The organism is Paraburkholderia sp. BR13444, from assembly GCF_040948755.1.
Classification (GTDB): Bacteria; Pseudomonadota; Gammaproteobacteria; order Burkholderiales; family Burkholderiaceae; genus Paraburkholderia; species Paraburkholderia youngii.
In genome coordinates this window covers 346,927-365,383 of sequence record NZ_JBFPKM010000006.1, presented here as the reverse complement: position 1 = coordinate 365,383, position 18,457 = coordinate 346,927, and the positions used below count along the sequence as shown (strand labels likewise).

Annotated in this window: 18 protein-coding genes and 2 pseudogenes; 14 read left to right on the top strand and 6 right to left on the bottom strand. The window is 63.0% G+C overall.

From position 1 onward, the window contains the following. The first annotated feature begins 11 nt into the window (after positions 1–11). The 7 genes from AB3X95_RS20010 to AB3X95_RS19980 all read left to right on the top strand — a co-directional run bounded on the left by AB3X95_RS20010 (position 12) and on the right by AB3X95_RS19980 (position 7,474). The gene (locus AB3X95_RS20010) at positions 12–227 is read left to right on the top strand and encodes a hypothetical protein (protein ID WP_368622328.1); all 216 of its coding nucleotides are present in this window, start codon (positions 12–14) and stop codon (positions 225–227) included. A gap of 102 nt (positions 228–329) precedes the next feature. Continuing rightward, the gene (locus AB3X95_RS20005) at positions 330–1,910 is read left to right on the top strand and encodes an ABC transporter substrate-binding protein (protein WP_018435693.1); all 1,581 of its coding nucleotides are present in this window, start codon (positions 330–332) and stop codon (positions 1,908–1,910) included. 75 nt (positions 1,911–1,985) lie between these two features. Next, complete coding sequence (locus tag AB3X95_RS20000) at positions 1,986–2,939, top strand: ABC transporter permease (RefSeq protein ID WP_176110762.1); 954 nt, start codon at positions 1,986–1,988, stop codon at positions 2,937–2,939. Further along, positions 2,936–3,928, top strand: a complete 993-nt coding sequence (locus tag AB3X95_RS19995; RefSeq protein WP_018435695.1) for an ABC transporter permease — start codon at positions 2,936–2,938, stop codon at positions 3,926–3,928. Before AB3X95_RS20000 ends, AB3X95_RS19995 begins: the two co-directional genes overlap by 4 nt. Then, the gene (locus AB3X95_RS19990; RefSeq protein WP_368622327.1) at positions 3,928–5,877 is read left to right on the top strand and encodes an ABC transporter ATP-binding protein; all 1,950 of its coding nucleotides are present in this window, start codon (positions 3,928–3,930) and stop codon (positions 5,875–5,877) included. Before AB3X95_RS19995 ends, AB3X95_RS19990 begins: the two co-directional genes overlap by 1 nt. Before the next feature lie 93 nt (positions 5,878–5,970). Next, positions 5,971–6,351: a helix-turn-helix transcriptional regulator gene (locus AB3X95_RS19985; protein WP_018435697.1), complete on the top strand. Its 381-nt coding sequence runs from the start codon at positions 5,971–5,973 to the stop codon at positions 6,349–6,351. A gap of 502 nt (positions 6,352–6,853) precedes the next feature. Beyond that, the gene (locus AB3X95_RS19980; protein WP_368622326.1) at positions 6,854–7,474 is read left to right on the top strand and encodes a glycine zipper 2TM domain-containing protein; all 621 of its coding nucleotides are present in this window, start codon (positions 6,854–6,856) and stop codon (positions 7,472–7,474) included. 126 nt (positions 7,475–7,600) lie between these two features. On the opposite strand, the gene hcaR is transcribed toward AB3X95_RS19980, so the two are convergent. Further along, positions 7,601–8,512 (bottom strand): DNA-binding transcriptional regulator HcaR, encoded by a 912-nt coding sequence (gene hcaR, locus AB3X95_RS19975; RefSeq protein ID WP_368622325.1) that lies wholly within the window; start codon positions 8,510–8,512, stop codon positions 7,601–7,603. A gap of 124 nt (positions 8,513–8,636) precedes the next feature. Here hcaR and hcaE point away from each other — a divergent pair, with 124 nt between their 5' ends. The 7 genes and pseudogenes from hcaE to AB3X95_RS19940 all read left to right on the top strand — a co-directional run bounded on the left by hcaE (position 8,637) and on the right by AB3X95_RS19940 (position 14,890). Beyond that, positions 8,637–10,001 carry a 3-phenylpropionate/cinnamic acid dioxygenase subunit alpha gene (hcaE, locus tag AB3X95_RS19970; RefSeq protein ID WP_368622324.1) on the top strand — a complete coding sequence of 455 codons (1,365 nt, stop codon included), beginning with the start codon at positions 8,637–8,639 and terminating at the stop codon, positions 9,999–10,001. Beyond that, on the top strand, positions 9,994–10,536 hold the full coding sequence (gene hcaF, locus AB3X95_RS19965; protein WP_368622323.1) for a 3-phenylpropionate/cinnamic acid dioxygenase subunit beta: 543 nt from the start codon (positions 9,994–9,996) through the stop codon (positions 10,534–10,536). The genes hcaE and hcaF overlap by 8 nt, the downstream gene beginning before the upstream one ends. Before the next feature lie 10 nt (positions 10,537–10,546). Beyond that, positions 10,547–10,867: a 3-phenylpropionate/cinnamic acid dioxygenase ferredoxin subunit gene (hcaC, locus tag AB3X95_RS19960; protein WP_176110767.1), complete on the top strand. Its 321-nt coding sequence runs from the start codon at positions 10,547–10,549 to the stop codon at positions 10,865–10,867. Beyond that, positions 10,864–11,700 carry a 3-phenylpropionate-dihydrodiol/cinnamic acid-dihydrodiol dehydrogenase gene (gene hcaB / locus AB3X95_RS19955; protein ID WP_176381884.1) on the top strand — a complete coding sequence of 279 codons (837 nt, stop codon included), beginning with the start codon at positions 10,864–10,866 and terminating at the stop codon, positions 11,698–11,700. The genes hcaC and hcaB overlap by 4 nt, the downstream gene beginning before the upstream one ends. Before the next feature lie 17 nt (positions 11,701–11,717). Continuing rightward, complete coding sequence (gene hcaD, locus AB3X95_RS19950) at positions 11,718–12,944, top strand: 3-phenylpropionate/cinnamic acid dioxygenase ferredoxin--NAD(+) reductase subunit (protein WP_368622322.1); 1,227 nt, start codon at positions 11,718–11,720, stop codon at positions 12,942–12,944. Positions 12,945–13,383: 439 nt separating this feature from the next. Then, complete coding sequence (locus AB3X95_RS19945) at positions 13,384–13,659, top strand: transposase (RefSeq protein ID WP_176110770.1); 276 nt, start codon at positions 13,384–13,386, stop codon at positions 13,657–13,659. A gap of 165 nt (positions 13,660–13,824) precedes the next feature. Continuing rightward, positions 13,825–14,890 (top strand): annotated as a pseudogene (locus tag AB3X95_RS19940) (purine nucleoside permease). Between the two features lie 148 nt (positions 14,891–15,038). On the opposite strand, the pseudogene AB3X95_RS19935 reads toward AB3X95_RS19940, so the two are convergent. From AB3X95_RS19935 to AB3X95_RS19915, 5 genes and pseudogenes are all read right to left on the bottom strand, one after another. Further along, positions 15,039–15,203: pseudogene (locus AB3X95_RS19935) on the bottom strand (OsmC family protein); the annotation flags it as partial. A gap of 220 nt (positions 15,204–15,423) precedes the next feature. Continuing rightward, the gene (locus tag AB3X95_RS19930; protein ID WP_176366223.1) at positions 15,424–16,116 is read right to left on the bottom strand and encodes a Crp/Fnr family transcriptional regulator; all 693 of its coding nucleotides are present in this window, start codon (positions 16,114–16,116) and stop codon (positions 15,424–15,426) included. A gap of 94 nt (positions 16,117–16,210) precedes the next feature. After that, complete coding sequence (locus AB3X95_RS19925; RefSeq protein ID WP_368622321.1) at positions 16,211–16,525, bottom strand: SUMF1/EgtB/PvdO family nonheme iron enzyme; 315 nt, start codon at positions 16,523–16,525, stop codon at positions 16,211–16,213. A 179-nt stretch (positions 16,526–16,704) separates the two neighbouring features. Next, entirely contained in the window at positions 16,705–17,454 is a 750-nt protein-coding gene (locus AB3X95_RS19920; RefSeq protein ID WP_176366222.1) for an SDR family oxidoreductase, read from the bottom strand. Positions 17,455–17,507: 53 nt separating this feature from the next. Next, the gene (locus tag AB3X95_RS19915) at positions 17,508–18,353 is read right to left on the bottom strand and encodes an alpha/beta fold hydrolase (RefSeq protein WP_368622386.1); all 846 of its coding nucleotides are present in this window, start codon (positions 18,351–18,353) and stop codon (positions 17,508–17,510) included. Positions 18,354–18,457: the final 104 nt, after the last annotated feature.

Here is an 18,457-nt window from a genome sequence, read left to right as displayed (position 1 = left end):
GGTGTGCTGAAATGGCCAATTTTGTCGGTGCAATCCGCGGTGCGCTCGCCGCTACGATGATGTGCATGCACCGACGCCTCGCTTCGAAGATCGCACACGGCGCCGGGCTCGCGCGTCAGGGTCAATGCCAGGGGCGGCAAATCATGCTGTTTGGACCACTCAAAACCATGTTTTCGAATGGTCGAATCCAGCGATACGCGATCAAAGCCATTTTTGGCAGTGCTTAAATCGATTCATGCAGTGCCGCCGCGCCGCGACCAGCACGCGGAGCGCCGTCGAACACCAATGCTGGATATCCCGCGTTCAATCACCAGTAAGGAGCAGTTCCCATGTACGACGACGAAATCAAAACGGGCGGTTTCAGCCGCCGCGACATGATGCGTTTGCTGGCTGCCGGCGGCATGCTCGCCACCGGCGCGGGAGGCTTGCTGGCGGGCGCTCGCCCCGCGCTTGCGGCGACTGCGCCGAAGAAAGGCGGCAAGATCCGGGTCGCCTACGACTCATCGTCGACCGCGGATACGCTCGACCCGGCCAAGGGATCGGCAGGCGCCGACTACATCCGCTTCTTCATGTTTTACAGCGGCCTGACGCAACTCGACAGTTCGCTGACGCCGCGGATGAATCTCGCCGAAGCGGTGGACACGAGCGATGCGAAGGTGTGGGTGATCAAGCTGCGCAAGAGCGCGACCTTCCACGATGGCAAGCCGCTTGCGCCCGCCGATGTCGTCTACTCGCTGATGCGTCACAAGAATCCGGCCACTGCTTCGAAGGTGAAGACGCTGGCCGATCAGTTCGTGGAAGCGAAGCAGACCGGCCCCAACGAAGTCACACTGACGCTCGCGTCGCCCAACGCGGACTTGCCGGTGATTCTCGCCACGCCGCAATTCGTGATCATCAAGGACGGCACGACGGACTTCACGACGGCCGTCGGTACCGGCCCGTACAAGGTGAAGACGTTCAAGCCCGGCGTCTCGACAGTCGGCGTGCGCAATGACAACTTCTGGAAGACGGGCGGCGGCCCCTACCTCGACCAGATCGAGCTGATCGGTATCGGCGACGACGCGGCGCGCATCAATGCGCTGCTGTCCGGCGATGTCCACCTGATCAACGCGGTCGATCCGCGCTCGACGCAGCGCATTGCCGCGACGCCGGGCTATGAGGTGCGCGAGACCAAGTCGGGTCTCTATACCGATCTGATCATGCGACGCGACAATCCGCTGACCGGCAACCCCGATTTCGTGCAGGGCATGAAGTATCTGTTCGATCGTGACCAGGTCCGCACGGCGGTGTTCCGCGGCTATGCGGTGGTCGGCAACGATCAGCCGATTCCGCCCAGCCACCGTTACTTCAATGCGTCGCTGCCGCAGCGGCCGCACGATCCGGACAAGGCGAAGTTCTACTTCCAGAAAGCCGGAGCGATCGGGACGGCGTTGCCGCCGATCTATGCGACGACCGACGCGAACGGCTCGATCGAAATGGGCGTGCTGCTGCAGCAGTCCGCCGCGAAGATCGGCGTGAACCTGAACATCAACCGCGTGCCGGCCGACGGTTACTGGTCGAACCACTGGATGAAGCATCCGCTCGGGTTCGGCAGCGTCAATCCCCGCTCGAGCGCCGACGTGCTGTTCACGCAGTTCTTCAAGTCGGACGCGCCGTGGAACGAGTCGGGCTGGAACAACCCGAAGTTCGACCAGCTGCTGGTCGCCGCGCGCTCGGAAACCGACGATGCGAAGCGCAAGCAGATGTACGGCGACATGCAGGTGCTGGTAGCGGAGCAGGGCAGCATCGGCATTCCGACCTTCCTGAGCCTGCTCGATGCGAACGATAAGCGCCTGCAAGGGCTTCAACCCATACCTACCGGCGCGATGATGGGCTTCAGCTTCGCCGAGTACGTGTGGTGGAACGCGTAATACGCGCAAGCGCGCGCACGCGCCGGGCGTCGCCCCCGCGCGTGCCCCAAAGCCTCAACCGAGGAGGTCATGCCTATGAACGGGAATATCGCCCAGTTGATCGGCCGGCGCATCGCCGTCACTGCGCTGACGCTGGTGATCGTCTCGATCATCATCTTCGTGATCACCAATCTGTTGCCCGGCGATGCCGCGCAGGCCGCACTCGGCCAGTCGGCGACGGCCGAAACGGTCGCGGCGCTGCGCCAGCAGTTCGGTCTCGACCAGCCGGCTTACCTGCGGTACTTCCATTGGCTCGTCGGTCTGCTGCACGCGAACTTCGGCGTGTCGCTATCGAATAATCTGCCGGTCTCCGAGCTGATCGAAGGGCGCTTGCCGAAGTCGCTGACCCTCGCGGCGATCACCACCGCGGTGTCGGTGCCGATCGCGGTGTCGGCGGGCATCCTGGCGGCGGTCAAGCGCGACTCGCTGATCGACCGCATCGTGAGCCTCGGTACGCTGTCGCTGGTCGCCACGCCCGAGTTCCTGATCGCGACGCTCGCGGTGCTGGTGCTGGCCGTCAAGCTGCACTGGCTGTCCGCGCTGTCGTACAGCGGCGACATTGAGAGCCTGCACGACTTTCTGCGCGCGTATGCAATGCCGGTCGTAACCCTCTGCGCAGTCGTGATTGCGCAGATGGCCCGCATGACCCGCGCCGCGGTGATCGAGCAGCTCAGTTCGTCGTACGTGGAAATGGCGATGCTGAAGGGCGCGAGCCCCGCGCGCGTGGTACTGCGCCACGCACTGCCGAATGCGATCGGCCCGATTGCCAACGCGATCGCGCTGAGCCTGTCTTATCTGCTTGGCGGCGTGATCGTCGTCGAGACCATCTTCAACTATCCGGGCCTCGCGAGCCTGATGGTCGACGCGGTGAGCAACCGCGACTTCCCGCTCGTGCAGGCCTGCACGCTGCTGTTCTGCCTCGGCTATCTGATGCTCGTGCTGCTAGCCGACCTGTGCGCCATCATCTCGAACCCGAGGCTGCGGACATGACGACTCTTCGACCTTCTTCCGATTCGTCTCACCAACTCGGCGCGCTCGAGCCGGTGCAGCGCAGCAGCATGCTGCCGCAGGGCGCGGAGCCACCACGGTCCTGGCGTGGCGGCGGCGCTCCGGCGCCGCGGCCGGTGCGCCGTCGCAGCGTCGCGCAGCGCATGAATCTGTCGACCGGCGGCTGGATCGGTCTCGCGATGGTGAGTTGCGCGCTGTTCGTCGCGGCGTTCGCGCCGTGGATCGCGCCGCACGCGGTGGGCGCGATCATCACGCCCGACGTCTTCGCTGGCTTCAGCGCGAAGCTGCCGCTCGGCTCCGACTACCTGGGCCGCGACATGCTGACCCGCATCATCTACGGCATGCGGCTGACGGTCGTGCTGGCGCTCGCCGCGGCGCTGCTCGCGGCGCTCACCGGGACGATGCTGGGCTTGCTCGCGGCCGTCGCCGGCCGCCATATCGACGAAACCATGAGCCGGCTGCTCGATGCGGTCACCTCGATTCCGTCGAAGATGTTCGCGCTGATGATCGTCGCCGCGTTCGGCTCGTCGCTGCCGTTGCTGATCGCGACAGCGGCCATCAGCTACATGCCGGGCTCGTACCGGATCGCCCGCTCGCTGGCGGTCAATATCGGCACGCTCGAATATGTGCAGGTCGCCCGGGCGCGCGGAGAAAGCGCGCTTTACATCGCGTGTTTCGAGATGCTGCCGAACATGATCCACCCGATGCTCGCCGACACCGGGCTGCGTTTCACGTTCGTCGTGCTGCTGCTGAGCAGCCTGAGCTTTCTCGGCCTGGGCGTGCAGCCGCCGTATGCCGATCTCGGTTCGCTGGTGCGCGAGAACATCGCCGGTCTCGGTGAAGGCGTGCCCGTGGTGATCCTGCCCGCGATCGCAATCGCGGTGCTGACGGTCGGCGTGAACCTGCTGATCGACGGACTGCCGCATCGTGGGCGCCGCAAGAACATGCCCGATGCCGATGGAGGTCATTGATGAAGGGACACCTGTTCAGACGTGCTCACGCGGACTTTACGGCCGCCTCGCAGACCGCGTCGTCACCGTCGTCCAATCTGGTCGAAGTGCGGGGCCTGCGCGTGGTGGGAAGCCGCCCCGGCGAGCCTGATACGACGATCGTGCACGACATCGACTTCGAGATTGCGCGCGGCGAGGTGCTCGCCTTGATCGGCGAATCGGGCTCGGGCAAGACCACGATCGCGCTGTCGCTGATGGGCCATGCTCGCAGCGGCTGCCGCATCGCGGGCGGCTCGATCCGGGTCGGCGACACCGACGTGCTCGGACTCTCGCCGAAACAGCTCGAGGGATTGCGTGGCCGCAAGGTTGCCTATATCGCGCAAAGCGCGGCGGCCGCGTTCAACCCGGCGCGCTCGATCATGGACCAGGTGATCGAAAGCGCGCTGATTCACGGCACGCTCAGCAAGCGCGCTGCGCAGGCCAAAGCGGTCGAACTGTTCCGCGCGCTCGCGCTGCCGGACCCGCGGACGATCGGCCAGCGTTACCCGCACCAGGTGTCGGGCGGCCAGTTGCAGCGGCTGATGGCGGCGATGGCGCTGATCACCGACCCCGCCCTCGTGATCCTCGACGAGCCGACCACGGCGCTCGACGTCACGACGCAGATCGACGTGCTGCAAGCGTTTCGCGGCGTGATCCGGCAATGCGGAATGACCGCCGTCTATGTGTCGCACGATCTGGCGGTGGTCGCGCAGATGGCCGATCGGATCGTCGTGCTCAGCAACGGTGAGGTTCGCGAAACGGGCCGCACCGAGCAGATTCTGCATGCGCCGGCCCATCCATATACGCAGAGCCTGATTGCCGCGGTGACGCCCGTTGCACCCGCTGCTGCCGCGCTGGACGCGTCGCAACGCAACGCGGCGCCGCTGCTCGAACTGCGCGGGCTGACGGCCGGCTACGGCGGCACCGACGCGCACGGCTGGCCGCACAAGCTCATTCTGCGCGACGTCGACCTCGCAATCGGCCGTGGCCAGACGGTGGGCGTGATCGGCGAGTCGGGTTCGGGCAAGACGACGCTCGCGAAGGTGATCGCGGGGCTCGTGCCGATGGCGCGCGGCAAGCTGCTGCTCGATGGTGAGCCGCTTGCCGCCAACCTGAACCGTCGCAGCCGCGAACAGTTTCGCTGTATCCAGATCGTGTTCCAGAACGCCGACACCGCGCTCAACCCGACGCATACCGTCGAGCGCACGCTGGCGCGCCCGTTGAAGTTCTATCACGGCATGAAGGGCGAGGCCGCGCGGCGCCGCGTCGCCGAACTGCTTGGCCTGGTTCGCCTGCCAGCCGAACTGGCGCAGCGTCGCACCGGGGAGTTGTCGGGCGGGCAAAAACAGCGCGTGAATCTCGCGCGGGCGCTGGCCGCCGAACCCAAGCTGATCCTTTGCGACGAAGTCACCTCCGCGCTCGATACGGTGGTCGGCGCAGCCATTCTCGAACTGCTGCGCGATCTGCAGAAAAAGCTCGGCGTGTCGTATCTGTTCATCACGCACGACATCGCCAAGGTGCGCGCGATCAGCGACGACATCGTCGTGCTGTACGCGGGGCACCGCGTCGAGGCGGGTAACCGCGACGCGTTGTCGGCGCCGCCGTACCACCCGTATTCGCATCTGCTAGTGTCGTCCGCGCCGGAGCTTCGCGCCGGCTGGCTCGAAGAAGCGGGCGAGCGCTGTCATCAGACGCTGCCGCCGATCGGCGAGCCGGCCGATGAGCCGCAGCTATGCACGTTTCTCGCGCGCTGCCCGCTGCGCATCGATGGGGTCTGCAACCGCACGCCGCCGGCCGCGCGCACGCTCGCGAGCGGCGCTCAGGTGCTGTGCCATCGCAGCGAAGCGGAACTGGAGCAATACCAGAACGGACCGCCGGACGGCGCTACTGCGGCTGGTGGGCTCGCGCAGTCTGTCACGCTGCGCGTCTGATGGAAACTCGCGCTGCGCGATGACGGCATCGGCCTTGCCGAATCGGTGTCGTCCGAGCGGCGCGCATGATTTTGTGGCCCGAAGGAATACGACATGACTGGAATCTTCGACTACACCGCCAGCGGCACGACCGTGGTGATGTCGCGTGCGATCAGGCGGGCCGTGGCCTTTATCGACAGCTCGTTCGCGCAGCCGGTCAGTCTTGCGACGCTCGCGGCGACGGCGGGCTTGAGTGTGTCGCGTTTTGCGACGCTGTTCCGCAAAGAAGTTGGAATCTCGCCGCATCGTTATGTGTGTTTGGTGCGGATCCAGCACGCCAAGCGGCTATTGCGCGACGGCGTCCCGCCGTCTGAGGTCGCGACCGAGGTCGGGTTTTTCGATCAGAGTCACCTTGGTCGACATTTCCGGCGCGCGGTCGGCGTGACGCCCGGGCATTTCGTCGCTTCGCCGGAGGCGGTCAGCGCATGCCGATAAAGCGATCGCGCAACGGCAATGCTGTCGATCAATGGAATCGCGGGCGGTCTCGAACTCGCGCAACCTACGACGTCTCAAGGCAGAGCCGACCCAGATAGACCGGTTGAGCATCGGCGTCTCAGGGGCGCGAGAAATCTGCCGGCGTCAGGGCATTGTGATAGCGGAAGGCTCGATGCGCGCTTCAGCAAGGCGCTCTGTAGCGAATGCTAACGTGCAGCGCACTCCTGGTGCCTAGTGCGGCACCAGCAGACGTCCTGTCAGGCTGGGGGATAGCGGGAGTCGTCGATCACATCACAAGCGCGTTCCAACAACCGCCAGAGTGTTCGCAATGCCGTCGCGATCCGGATATGCCGGCGCCCCGTCGCCATTCACCCGGCAACGGACTTTACACGTTGTTACCGTCGCGCAGCGGACGTTTGGGCGGGCTTTCCTTATACTGCCGCGCAACCGCCTTCCTCTTTATGCTCGCCGTGCCCGGCGCGGCAGAAATGCCAACCATACCTTGATGCCCATGCTCTCTACCAAGTTCGCCCTGAACTCTGCGCTTGTCGTTGCAGCAAGTCTTTCGTTGTCGGCGTGCGTTGCCCCGGGCTACGCGCCGTACGGCTCGCAGCAAGGCTACCAGGCCCAGTATGCAGCGCCCGCGTATAGCCAGCCCGTCTACGCGCAACAGGGCACCGTGCAGCAACCCGCCTACGCGCCGCAGCCTGCGCCGCAACAGCCGTATGACACACAAAACGGCGGCCAGTACGGGTCGCAGTACAACTCGCAATACGGCAACCAATACGGCACGCAGTACGGCACGATCTCAAGCATCCGGCCCTTGAGTAGCGCCACGGGTACTTCGGGTATCGCGGGAACCGTCGTCGGCGCGCTGGTTGGCGGCGTTCTTGGTAATCAGATCGGGGGCGGGCACGGTCGCGACGCAGCGACCGTCATCGGCGCGCTCGGTGGAGCCTACGCGGGCAACCAGATCGGCCAGCAGATGGGTCGGCCAGCCGGCTACCAGATCGACGTGCAGCTGAGCGACGGCTCAACGCGCGCGTTCGACGTGCCGACGCCCGGCGACCTGCGTCCGGGCGAGCGGGTGCAGGTCAACGGCAGCCAGCTTTCCCGCTACTGATGACGGGGACTGTCGCTTGGCGTCACGACCGCGGAGCGGCTAGGCGAGAGACCACGCCAACGCGGGCGCTCTGCGCCAGAGCTGGCCATCTCGTCGCGACAAAACCCGCTTTGCTGTTGCGCCAGCTTAGCTGGCGTTGCGGGATTCCCCCGGATTACTGTCCGAGTGGTGCGCCACCAGCTCCAGCAGCGCATCAAGCTGAGGCGAGTGGTTGCCGGCGCGCCATGCCATCAACAGTTCGATCTCGGGCACCGGTCCCACGAGCGGCCTCGTGCAGATCGCTGGATTCGTCAGCGATGCGGTATAGGCGGGCAGCAGTCCGTAACCGAGTCCCATGCCGATCAGGTTCAGGTTGAGCAGGATATTGGTCGCCACCTGAATGACCTTGGGTTGCAGCCCATGTTGTTTGAAGTAGCCGTCCACGACGTCATACACATCGCCCGAATAAAGCGGATGCGTGCTGATGAACGCTTCGCCGTCCAGCTGCGCCGGCTTGATCCGCTTGTATCGCGCGAGCGGATGAGCGACCGGCAGTACGACCAGAATAGGTTCTCGGAGCACGACTTCAGAGAGGATGTCGGGCGAGCGAATCGGCTTGCGCATGAAGGCGACGTCGATTTCGTTGTCGAGCAGCATCTGCTCCTGCTCGGACGTCGGAATGCTGCGCAGATCGACGTTCAGTTCGGGAAAGCGTAGCCGCAGCCGCGGCAGTATGCCCGGGAAAATCCGCACTTCGGCGGCCGGCACGAAGCCGATGGTGACAGTCGAGCTGCTTTTGCGCCCTATGTGACGCGCCCGCGTCACTGCGCGTTCGGCCTGCGCCAGCGTCAGACGCGCTTCGATCAGAAAGACTTTGCCGGCTTCGGTCAACTCCACCTTGCGGCGCGTGCGCTCGAACAGCGGCGTGCCGACCTGCTGTTCGAGATCGCGAATCTGCTGGCTCAGCGAGGGCTGAGCCGTGCGAAGCCGCTCGGCCGCACGTGTGAAGCTCAGCTCCTCCGCCACGGCGATGAAGTAGCGCAAGTGTCGAAGTTCCATGGCGAGGGGGCTCCCAGTTATCGTTCAAATGTCTTAAACCAAACAAACAAAATATTTTACAGCGTGACTGGCGCCGTCGATCATTTGGCCCATCCCCAAAAACCTCCACTGGAGGAGACGCCAAATGTCTCAGAAAGAGATCGACTTCGACGCGCTGGTCGATGCCCGCAATGGCCGCGTTGCATCCTCGATTTACTCGGACCCCGACCTGTACGAGCTTGAACTCGAACGCATCTTCGGCCGCTGCTGGCTGTTCCTCGCGCACGTCAGCCAGATTCCGAAAGCCGGCGATTACTTCAACACCTACATGGGCGAGGACCCGATCATCGTGGTCCGCCAGAAAGACGGCTCCGTCAAGGCATTCCTGAACCAGTGCCGGCATCGCTCGATGCGCGTGAGTTACGCCGATTGCGGCAATACCCGCTCGTTTACGTGCCCATATCACGGCTGGTCCTATGGGACCGACGGCGCGCTCGTCGACGTGCCGCTGGAGCAGCGCGCGTACCCGCATGGCCTGTGCAAGGAGAAGCTCGGCTTGCAGGAAGTGACGCGCGTCGCCGAATACAAGGGCCTCATATTCGGTAACTGGGACGCGAGCGCGCCCGACCTCAAGGCGTACATGGGCGATATCGCGTGGTATCTGGACGGCGTGCTAGACCGCCGTCCCGGCGGCACCGAAATCATCGGCGGCGTACATAAGTGGGTGATCGACTGCAACTGGAAGTTTCCGGCAGAACAGTTCGCGAGCGATCAGTATCACGCGCTGTATTCGCATGCGTCGGCCGTGCAGGTACTGGGCGCGAAGGCAGGCGAGGACGACAAGGCGCTCGGCGCGGGACAGACCGCGCGCCCGGTGTGGGAGACCGCGAAAGATGCGCTGCAATACGGCCAGGCCGGCCACGGCAGCGGCTTTTTCTTCACAGAGAATCCGGACGCGAACGTGTGGGTGGACGGCGTCGTGTCGCAATACTTTCGCGATACGTATTCCGAAGTCGAGGCGCGTCTCGGCAAGGTGCGCGCACTGCGGCTCGCCGGCCACAACAATATGTTCCCGACGATGTCGTGGTTGAACGGCACCGCCACGTTGCGCGTATGGCACCCACGCGGCCCGAACCAGGTCGAGGTGTGGGCCTTCTGCATTGCGGACAAGGATGCCTCCGACGAAGTCAAACAGGCCTTCGAACGCAGCGCGACACGCGCATTCGGACCGGCGGGTTTTCTGGAGCAGGACGACTCGGAGAACTGGGTGGAGATCCAGAAAGTGCTGCGCGGCAAGCGCGCGCGGCAGACGAAGCTCGTCGTCGAAATGGGACTTGGCAACGAGAAGGTCCGCGAGGACGGCATTCCGGGCATGACCAACTACATCTTCTCGGAGACGGCCGCGCGCGGCATGTATCGCCGTTGGGCCGATCTGCTCGCCTGCGATAGCTGGGACGAAGTACTGGAGCGCACGCGCGCCTATGAACAGGAGGTGCTCGAACATGACTGAAACCACGCTGAACCGTCCGGCGACCGTGCCGCTGGCTTTGCATCACGAGATCGAACAGTTTCTCTATCACGAGGCCGAACTGCTCGATGACTGGCGCTTTCGCGACTGGCTCGCGCTGATGTCGCAGGACGTGCATTACTCGATGCGCACGACCGTCAATGCACAGACGCGCGATCGCCGCCGTAGCGTCCAGCCGCCGACCACCTGGATCTTCAACGATAACTATGCCCAGCTGGAACGCCGCATCGCGCGCCTCGAAACGGGCATGGCCTGGGCGGAAGAGCCGCCTTCGCGAACGCGACACCTGGTGAGCAACGTCGTGGTGACGGCCACCCAGGATCCCGGCGAATTCGATGTGCGGCTCAACTACCTGTTGTATCGCTCGCAGAAGGAGCGCGACGAATCGATCTACGCCGGCAAACGCTTGGACCGCGTGCGCCGCGCGGATACGTCCGCGGCCTGGCAGATTTGCCGCCGCGAGATCACGCTCGATCAGGCGACCCTGAACTCTCATAACCTCAGCGTACTTTTCTGAAGCGAATATCATGGCACGCATTCTTGTTTGTGAAGACACCGCCTTATCCGACGGCGAGGCTATCAAGGTGGACGCCCCCGGCGAGGCCGTCGCGGTGTTCCGTTCGAATGGCGAGGTCTATGCGCTCGCCGACCGTTGCAGTCATGGCAATGCTTCGATGTCCGACGGATACGTGGAAGACGACGGCACTGTCGAATGTCCACTGCATGCGGCGCGCTTTTGCCTGAAGACGGGCGCGGCGCTGTGCCAGCCCGCGACCGAACCGCTCAGAACGTTTCCGATCGCTGTGGTCGAGGGGAAGATCTACGTCGACATGCCGGAGGTTGCATGAGCGCGGCGAAGATCGAGGGTAGCGGTTGGCTGCGCGACCAGGTCGCGCTGATTACAGGCGGCGGCTCGGGACTTGGGCTGGCGCTTGTCGAACGGTTTCTGGGTGAAGGTTGCCGGGTTGGCGTGCTGGAGCGGTCGGCGGAAAAAGTGGCCGCGCTTCACGAGCGCTTTGGCGAGCAGGTCGTGGCCGTGCAGGGCGACGTCCGCTCGCACGAGGACAATGCGCGCGCCGTCGCGGCCACGCTGGAGCGGTTCGGCTCACTCGACACGTTCATCGGCAACGCGGCGATCTGGGATCATGCGTCGGGCCTGCTCGATCTGAGCCCCGAACAACTGGACCACGGATTCGACGAACTGTTCGCGATCAACGTGAAGGGTTATCTGCTCGGCGCGAAGGCCTCGGCGCCCGCGTTGATCGCAAGCGAAGGCAGCATGATCTTCACGCTGTCGAATTCGTCGTTCTATCCGGGCGGCGGCGGCCCGCTCTACACCGCCAGCAAGCATGCGGCCGTCGGCCTGATCCGCGAGCTTGCTTACGAACTCGCGCCGAAGGTGCGCGTCAACGGCGTCGGCCCGTGCGGGATGGCGAGCGATTTGCGCGGTCCGACCGCACTCGGCCAGGAGGACAAACGCATCATGGATTCGCGCTCTCCCGAGGCGATCGCCAGCATCCTGCCGCTGCAGTTCTTCCCCGAGCCCGCCGATTTCACCGGCCCTTACGTGATGCTGGCTTCGCGCGCGAACAACCGCGTACTGAGCGGCGTGATGATTAATGCTGATGCCGGTCTCGGCATTCGCGGCATTCGTCACGTCGCGGGTGGTCTTCATCTTTGATTCGCGAGAAGGGATTCATGAATCGTCCCGTTTATGTGATCGTCGGCGCAGGGCAGGCTGGCGCAAATGCAGCCGCCGAACTGCGCCGGCAAGGTTTCGAGGGGCGTGTCTTGCTGGTGGGTGACGAAGCGCATCCGCCTTACGAGCGTCCGCCGCTTTCGAAGGACGTGCTGTTGTGTCCCGAGCAAACACGCTGTGCCGTGCATGCGGATGATTTCTACGCCCAGCACGATATCGAATTGCAGATCGGCGTGGCTGTCAGCGCGCTCGATCGTCAAACGCGCAAGCTGACACTGGCGAACGGCACATCGATCGCATATGACAAGCTGCTGCTCGCGACCGGTGCGCAGGCGCGCCGGTTGCCGCTACTCGATGCTTTAGGCGAGAACGTGCATACGCTGCGCACACTCGACGACGCGCGCAAGCTCGCGAGCGAATTGCGCCCCGGCAGGCGCATTCTGCTGGTCGGCGCGGGCGTGATCGGGCTCGAACTCGCGTCGAGTGCGGCTGATCTCAGCGCGCAAGTCACCGTGATCGAAGCTGCGCCATTGGCCATGGGGAGATGTGCGCCTGTGCTGCTCAGTCAGTTCCTGTGCGATGTTCATCGCCGGCGAGGGGTGACGTTCCACTTTGGCGCGACGCTCGCGAACGCCACGCGCGAAAACGGCGAGATCGTTTTGAACCTTCAGAACGGCACGCGAATTGCCGGCGACGCGGTGATCTACGGTGTCGGCGCGCAACCCGACATTGCACTGGCGCGGTCCGCTGGGCTCGCGATCGATAACGGCATCGTAATCGATGCGGCGTGCCGTACTTCTGACGTGCATATCTACGCGGCGGGCGATGTCGCGAGCCGGCACGACGCGAGCAGCGGGACTTATCGACGCCACGAAACCTGGGACAACGCGCAAAAGCAGGGCATTGCGGCAGCGCGCGCCATGCTCGGCCTCGCGCCCGACGCGCAAACCGCGCCGTGGTTCTGGACCGATCAGTGCGGCCTGAACGTGCAGTTCGTCGGCGACATGTCCGCGCCGGACTGGATCGTGCGCGGGCAACTCAACGAGCCACCTTGCATGTTGTTCGGGCTTGACGAAGCGGGCGCGCTGGTTGGCGCGATCACCGTGAACTTCGGCCGTGAAATGCGCAGCGTGCGGCAGTTGGTGGAGCGTCGCGTGAAGCTGGCGCGCGAGGTACTGCTCGAGCCAGGGCGGACGATGCGCGAGATCGCCAAAGAAGTTGTTTGAAGGGGATCTGTCGAAGTAGGTCTGCTACGCTCAAAGGCTCACCCGGAGGCCTTTTAGTCGGGGAAAAGGCAGCGATCGATGATGATGAAGGTCCGATGGGAATTGCTCGACGAAAAAGCGGCCAACAGGCGCAAGCACGTCGTTTAACTCCGAAGGAAATCCTGACAGGCAGGCCAGCCATTTCCGACGGCATAATCGGCCAGCACCGATGGAAGTCGGATTTACGGTTGCCTACGATGTTTTCGACCGAGCTGCGGAGGCAATGGCGCAACCCCCGAGGGCGAGATATAACTCCGTGGTTGCATCGGCCGTTGGCATGACCATGCCGCGGCAGAGGGACTGGTGCGTCGCACCCGATTCGGAAAAAGGATGTCGATGATGCGATCAATATTTGACGGGACGGAGTGGGAGCCCGCAGCAAAGAAGACGATTGAATGATATGTCCGCATCCATACCACTGAGCGACGCGGACTGGGCCCGTATCGCCAGTCTTTTCCGGTTCGACGAAGCAAGGCGGTATGGAAAGACACCCAGGCATCCGCGCGAAATATTGAACGCGATATTATGGGTCTCGACGCACCAAAAGGCATGGACCTATTTGCCGCCGGACATGCCGCCTGCACGGACCTGCTACATAAAGTGCCTGCAATGGCGACGCGATGGGACCTTGAGACAGGTGGAAGCCCTCCTCGGACTGCGCATCGATTTCCGCTAACGCTTGCCAATTCATATCTTTCTCTGCTTATACTCATAGTCGCCTGAACGGCTCACGCCCAGGTCCCACGCTGCACGCCGACAAGAAACCACGACATCGGTCGACAACACGGCACGCGATCCACGTTTTGGAACCGCAGTTCTTACATATCGGGTGGGACCTCTTATGCGAAATCGTGCTTTTGGTGCTGCAATTTCATCGTTGCTGCTGGCAGGCGCAGCAGCTTTACCGGCCATCGCGCATGCCGACGACGGCTTCGCGCAGGACGACGGCGCATCGCATGGCCGTCCGGTCAAGGTGATGATCATTTCGATGTTCGGTCCGGAAGGCCAGGTGTGGCTCGATCATCTCGGACCGTGGCAGGACACCCCCGTGGCGGGCCTGTCTCCTGACTATCCCGCAGTGCACTGCAATCGCCAGGAGGTGTGCGTGATGACGACGGGCATGGGGCACGCGAATGCCGCCGCGTCGATCATGGCGCTGACGTTCTCGCCGCGTTTCGACTTGCGTCATACGTACTTCATGGTGGCAGGCATCGCGGGTATCGATCCGCTGCAGGGGACCGTCGGTTCCGCTGCGTGGGCCAACTGGCTCGTCGACTTCGGGATTCAATGGGAGATCGACGGACGCGAAATTCCGCCGGGCTGGAACACCGGCTATCTCGGCATCAACACGACGGGCCCGACGCAGAAGCCGCCGCTCGACTATCGCAGCGAAGTGTTCCAGCTCAATCCGGCGCTTTCGAACGCGGCATTCGCGCTGTCGCGCAACGTGACGCTCACCGACGACGCACAGGCGCAGGCTGCCCGCGCCAAATACAACTATGCGCCCGCGAACCGTCCGCCCACAGTGATCCAATGCGACACGCTGGCGGGCGACACCTGGTGGTCGGGCACCGATCTCGGCGAGCGCGCGGCAATGGACGAAAATCCTGACCGACGGCAAGGGCACCTATTGCACGACGCAGCAGGAAGACAACGCCACTTTCGAGGCGTTGACGCGCGCGGCGACCGCGCATCGTGTTGACCTGGACCGTGTAGCGGTGCTGCGCGCCGGCTCGGACTTCGACCGGCCTTACGCGGGCCAGTCGAGCGCGGACAATCTGCTCAACTACGCGTCACAGGGCGGCTTCACGATCGCGATCAACAATCTGTTCCTGACGGGCAATTCGCTCGTGCAGGATATCGTCACGCATTGGGGCGAGTGGCGCGACGGCGTACCGCGGCGGTAGCGGGTTTGCGGCTTGGTGAAGCACAGCGCGTGTCGGTCTGCACAGCGATTCTGTCTGTCGTTGTCGTGGGCGGCCGAGTAGAGAACGGTGGCCACGACAACGCAACGGGCGGTACGCTCGGCGCACCGCCGCCTGCAGTCTTAGTCAGTCATGCAACGTGCAGCGTCGTGTCGATGCGCGTGCCGCGCCTGACGAACAGCGTGACCGGCGTCTTTTCGCAGATGTCGGCAAGGCGGGCGCGTTGTGCCTCTTCAAGCGGTCCGTCGACGGCAATGTCGCGGCGGATGTACTGGGTGCCGTCGAGGTCCGCATTGCGTCGGCCATCCCGGAACTCGCATATCAAGGTGGACAGATGGATTCCGAGCTTTAATCACGTGGCGCTTAATTGCCGCTAATAAAATCAGGTCATCTGAAAACGTCGGGTGTACGTTTGAAGGCGGATTACAAGAATGAGTTAAGCGTCGCGGGAATCGCTCGAACCGCTGTTGCCAGACACTTTCGTATTGAAGATCTCTACACGCCACTGTGTCCGTTCAGATAACAGAGCGAGAAGCGATTGCTGATCCTTTGGCAATTGCGCGCAACGCAGCGTAGTCCAGAATTGAGATCTGATGACGGCCCCGTTTTGCGAGCACGCCGCGTCGCGTAAGTGACGCAAGAACTCGGGAGACTGTCTCGCGGCTCACATTTGCCATTGCTCCAAGCGATGCGTGACTCGGAAGTTCAATTGTCTGCTGCTCACTGCTAGCTGCGCCGATGAGGGTCGAAACAATCCAGGCGGACACCCTCGCGGTAGCGCCCAGAACACCTTGGTCCGTTTGGCGCTTCGCGAGGTCCCGAACCAATTGAGCCAGACATCCGTTCAATGCGCTCGCAACCCCTGGCTCGCGAAAAATCCGACGCGCGTCGGAACGACTGATCAGAGCGACGCTGCTGTCACGGGTGGCGACAATATTGCCAGGCAACGGCATGTCATTGATGGCCGACACAGCGCCGACCATTTCGCCGGCACTGGCCGTACCAATGGGGATCTCATGTCCGTCTTCCGATAATGCACTCACTCGCAGGTGGCCGGCTAACAGCATAACTAAAGGCGAATCAGTATCGCCCTGAAAACATACATAATCATCCGCTTTGAATTCGCTAATGCGCGCCACCTGCCTTGCAAGGCTGAGTACTTGCTCATCAGATGTTTTGAATAGCGTTTGTTCCCTGAGTCTTTCCATCGTTGCCTTGCAGTACCAGTAAATCTCTTGCAGAAAGAGGCATTTTAGGTGCGACTTTTAAGCATTGTTAAATCCTTTTTTCGATTGGACGAAATTAAATGAAAAGTTTCGAGGAAAAACTGGTGCGCAAACGTTGTACTCGAATTCTCAGAAAAAAATGCCGTCGTTTTTGTGCAACAAACTTTGTTTCCACGGGCGCTCCGCTGTCGTCGACGACGATCGCGGAGTCGAGGCTAGCCTGGACGGACGCCTGAGAACATCCAACGCTGCTCGGGCCGGAAGAGATTTGGATAGCTCGGGCGTCGGTCGGCAGTCGTGCGTCCGCCCAGGCCACAAAGGCCGCGGCCTCGCAATAGCTGATGTGCATGACGGGTGCATCGAGATGAGGTTTGAGGCCATTCACTTGCATAGAGCCGGTACGTCATGGCGGGTGCCGCGCTGGTCCAGAGGTATGAGCGACCACGCCGGCCGAGACCCAGAAACTGGCCCGGTGGCCAAATGCGGGATGCGTGTATCCACGGGTGCTCCCGCTGTGAATCCCAGGGGCAGTCGGGCAGGCAGTATGGGTCATGGCCGTCTCCACCGGTATCAGAGCTTCGAGCCGCCATCGACACGTAGCGTGTCACCCGTCACCCAGCGTGCCGCATCGGATGCGAGGAACAGGGCTGCGCCTGCGATGTCGTCGGGTTGCGCCACGCGCTTGAGGGCCTGCATGCCGAGGGTGAAGTCCCGCCCGGCATCGGTTTTGGCGAAGTTCGACATGTCAGTTTCAACAACGCCCGGCGCGATTGCGTTCACGCGGATGCCGCGCTCGCCAAGCGCTGCGGCGAAATGCTTGACCAGTGTGTCGATTGCTCCCTTGCTCGCGGCGTAGGCTGACAGATTGCCAACCGAAGCGCGGGCTGCAAGTGAGGACAGCAGGACCACGCTACTGCCCTCGCCCAGCACGGGCAGCAGTTGCTGGACGAGGAAGTATGGGGCGCGCACATTGACGGCGAACAACCGGTCGAAATCCTCTACTGTCGTTTCCGCGATCGACGAGGCCTTCGAGATGCCGGCATTCGCAACGAGAATGTTAAGACGCTCGCCAATCAGCCCGCGTACCTGACGGGCCAGTTCGTGAGGGCCGTTCGCCGCGCTCAGGTCTGCGGCGACCTTGTCGGCAGAACCACCCGAAGCACGGATCGCCTCGACGACGGAATTCGCAGCCTTCTCGTCGCTGCCGAAGTGCACGAGTACGCGCGCGCCTGCTGCTGCCAGAGCCAGTGCGGTTGCGCGGCCGATGCCGCGGGAAGCGCCCGTGACGAGTGCAGTTTTGCCGTGAAGATTAGTAGACACAATTAATTCTCCTTGGATTATGTCTCGAAAATTCGGATGTAGCGATCAACGACTCAGGAAAGGAACCTGGAAACGTCTTCCACGAAACGCTCGGGGTATTGATAGAGCGAGCCGTGATTGGCGTCCGGATAGATGACCAGTTGGGCATTCGGGATGTGCTGGCGCAGAATCAGCGAATTGACCGTGTAGATGATCACGTCGTTGTCACCATTGACGACCAGAGTTGGCTGGCTGAGTGCAGACAGGTAGGCATACGGGTTGTCTTGCGGCGCGCCCCATTTCGCGAGTGCCGCGAGCTGAGCCGGTGCCACGGCTTCGTTGGCCGCAGGATCGCGGTTCTCCGTGCGAAGGCGGAAGCGTTCGAGGAACGCACGCCCGGCCGTCTGGCTGGTTCCGGTCGGCGAGAAATGGACGCGCAGCCAGAGATGGTCCGGTTCGGCATAGCTCGCGCCGAAGATTTCCTGCGCTTCGGGCGTCAGCGAGGCCATGCCTTCTCCGCTGCGCGGGCCCGTGCCGACGAGGATCAGGCGGCGAACCAGCGTGGGCTCCGCAATGGCGAGCGTCTGTGCAATCAGGCCGCCCATCGAGAATCCCAGTACATCGACCTGTTCGAGACCGAGCGCACGGATGAATGCGGCAGCGTTGGCCGTCATTTCCTCGATCGATTCGGGAACGCTGCCCGAACTACTCGAAATGCCGGCATTGTTGAACAGGATGACCTCACGTCCGGCGGCGAGGCCGTCGGTTACGGCGGGGTCCCAGTGATCCATGGTGCCGGTGAAGTGGATGTTCATCACAAGCGGCACGCCGATGGGATTCCCAAAGCGACGATAGGCGAACCGGATGCCGTTTGCTTCGACGTACTGGGTCGGTGCGGTCTGGTGCGTATGGCGGGTCATGATTGCGATCCTTTCAGAGGTAAGTTCAGCAGATGTTCTTTTCCGGTATGTCTGAAATGCATGTGCTGCTTTTGCAATCCAGTCACCCGCCTGGAAATCTCGTG